The sequence below is a fragment of the Nocardia sp. NPDC101769 genome (genome assembly GCF_044766925.1).
In the GTDB taxonomy this organism is placed as follows: Bacteria; Actinomycetota; Actinomycetes; order Mycobacteriales; family Mycobacteriaceae; genus Nocardia.
The window spans coordinates 1-3,191 of record NZ_JBIWMX010000110.1 but is presented as its reverse complement, the minus strand read 5'-3'; the positions used below and the strand labels follow the sequence as shown (position 1 = coordinate 3,191).

The following is a 3,191-nucleotide window of genomic DNA, read 5'->3' as shown; positions in this document are numbered from 1 at the left end:
GTGTGTTGTTTCAGATACTGCACAGTGGACGCGTAGCTTCTTTGTTGGTAAGTCCTCGGCCTATTAGTACCAGTCACCTACATCTGTTACCAGACTTCCAGTTCTGGCCTATCAACCCAATGGTCTGTTGGGGGCCTTACCCCCTCGAGGGGGTGAGAAACCTCATCTTGGAACAGGCTTCCCGCTTAGATGCTTTCAGCGGTTATCCCTTCCGAACGTGGCCAACCAGCCGTGCTCCTGGCGGAACAACTGGCACACCAGAGGTTCGTCCGTCCCGGTCCTCTCGTACTAGGGACAGCCTTCCTCAAGTTTCTAACGCGCGCGGCGGATAGAGACCGAACTGTCTCACGACGTTCTAAACCCAGCTCGCGTGCCGCTTTAATGGGCGAACAGCCCAACCCTTGGGACCTACTCCAGCCCCAGGATGCGACGAGCCGACATCGAGGTGCCAAACCATCCCGTCGATATGGACTCTTGGGGAAGATCAGCCTGTTATCCCCGGGGTACCTTTTATCCGTTGAGCGACACCGCTTCCACTTGCCGGTGCCGGATCACTAGTCCCGACTTTCGTCCCTGCTCGACCTGTCGGTCTCACAGTCAAGCTCCCTTGTGCACTTGCACTCGACACCTGATTGCCAACCAGGCTGAGGGAACCTTTGGGCGCCTCCGTTACATTTTGGGAGGCAACCGCCCCAGTTAAACTACCCACCAGGCACTGTCCCTGAACCCGATCAGGGTCCGAGGTTAGAGGTCCAATACGATCAGAGTGGTATTTCAACGATGACTCCACGAACACTGGCGTGCCCGCTTCACAGTCTCCCACCTATCCTACACAAACCGTACCGAACACCAATACCAAGCTATAGTGAAGGTCCCGGGGTCTTTTCGTCCTGCCGCGCGTAACGAGCATCTTTACTCGTACTGCAATTTCGCCGAGTCTGTGGTTGAGACAGCAGAGAAGTCGTTACGCCATTCGTGCAGGTCGGAACTTACCCGACAAGGAATTTCGCTACCTTAGGATGGTTATAGTTACCACCGCCGTTTACCGGGGCTTAAATTCTCAGCTTCGCGCCGAAGCGCTAACCGGTCCTCTTAACCTTCCGGCACCGGGCAGGCGTCAGTCCGTATACATCGTCTTACGACTTCGCACGGACCTGTGTTTTTAGTAAACAGTCGCTTCTCTCTGGTCTCTGCGACCCAGACCAGCTCCCACCGCAAGGGTGTTCACCAGACCGGGTCCCCCTTCTCCCGAAGTTACGGGGGCATTTTGCCGAGTTCCTTAACCACAGTTATCTCGATCGCCTCAGTATTCTCTACCTGACCACCTGTGTCGGTTTGGGGTACGGGCCGTGTACCAACTCACTAGAGGCTTTTCTCGGCAGCATAGGATCACTGAATTCGCCTCAATCGGCTACGCATCACCTCTCAGGATATATGCGTGACGGATTTGCCTATCACGCTCCCTACAGGCTTACACCAGGTATTCCATCACCTGGCCCAGCTACCTTCCTGCGTCACCCCATCGCTTGACTACTACAGCAGGGGTCGTATGCAGCCACTTCCAGCTCCCCGAAGGGAGTCCATCCGCTTTTGGATACTTAGCACCACTGATTCGCCATTGGGCGCGGATACACGGGTACGGGAATATCAACCCGTTGTCCATCGACTACGCCTGTCGGCCTCGCCTTAGGTCCCGACTCACCCTGGGCGGATTAACCTGGCCCAGGAACCCTTGGTCATTCGGCGGACGAGTTTCTCACTCGTCTTTCGCTACTCATGCCTGCATTCTCACTCGCGCAGCCTCCACGACTGGATCACTCCGCCGCTTCCCTGGCTACACGACGCTCCCCTACCCATCCAGACTCCTGGCTCGAAAGCGGGATAATGTCTGAATGCCGCGGCTTCGGCGGTGTACTTGAGCCCCGCTACATTGTCGGCGCAGGATCACTTGACCAGTGAGCTATTACGCACTCTTTCAAGGGTGGCTGCTTCTAAGCCAACCTCCTGGTTGTCTTCGCGACCCCACATCCTTTTCCACTTAGTACACGCTTAGGGGCCTTAGCCGGCGATCTGGGCTGTTTCCCTCTCGACTACGAAGCTTATCCCCCGCAGTCTCACTGCCACGCTCTCACACACCGGCATTCGGAGTTTGGCTGACTTCGGTAAGCTTGTGGGCCCCCTAGGCCATCCAGTAGCTCTACCTCCGGCGTGAAACACGTGACGCTGCACCTAAATGCATTTCGGGGAGAACCAGCTATCACGGAGTTTGATTGGCCTTTCACCCCTACCCACAGCTCATCCCCTCAGTTTTCAACCTAAGTGGGTTCGGGCCTCCACGACGTCTTACCGTCGCTTCACCCTGGCCATGGGTAGATCACTCCGCTTCGGGTCCATAGTGTGCGACTAGTTCGCCCTATTCGGACTCGCTTTCGCTACGGCTCCCCCACACGGGTTAACCTCGCCACACACCGATGACTCGCAGGCTCATTCTTCAAAAGGCACGCCATCACCTTAAAGGGCTCTGACGGATTGTAAGCGCACGGTTTCAGGTACTATTTCACTCCCCTCCCGGGGTACTTTTCACCTTTCCCTCACGGTACTAGTCCGCTATCGGTCACCAGGTAGTATTCAGGCTTATCGGGTGGTCCCGACAGATTCACAGCAGATTTCACGGGCCCGCTGCTACTCGGGAGCACTACACGACAGAGAACACGTTTTCGTCTACCGGACTCTCACCGTCTACGGTTGGCCGTCCCAGACCAATTCGACTAACGCGACCTTTTCTGACTGTCGCCTGCTTCGGCAGAAACAGGAAGTAATGTCCCACGACCCCGCATGGACAACGCCTGCCGGCTATCACATCCACACGGTTTAGCCTCTTCCGCTTTCGCTCGCCACTACTCACGGAATCACATGTTGTTTTCTCTTCCTGTGGGTACTGAGATGTTTCACTTCCCCACGTTCCCTCCACACACCCTATATATTCAGATGCGGGTGACACGACATCACTCGTGCCGGGTTTCCCCATTCGGAAATCCTCGGATCTCAGCTCGTTTGACAGCTCCCCGAGGCTTATCGCAGCCTACTACGTCCTTCATCGGCTCCTGGTGCCAAGGCATCCACCGTACGCTCTTACACACTTACTAACAAAGATGCTCGCGTCCACTGTGCAGTTCTCAAACAACACACAA

1 rRNA gene is annotated in these 3,191 nt (G+C 55.9%); it reads right to left on the bottom strand.

Annotation, left to right across the window (positions count from 1 at the left end):
* Positions 1-43 precede the first annotated feature (43 nt).
* A 23S ribosomal RNA gene (locus tag ACIRRA_RS45685) occupies positions 44-3,146 on the bottom strand.
* Positions 3,147-3,191: the final 45 nt, after the last annotated feature.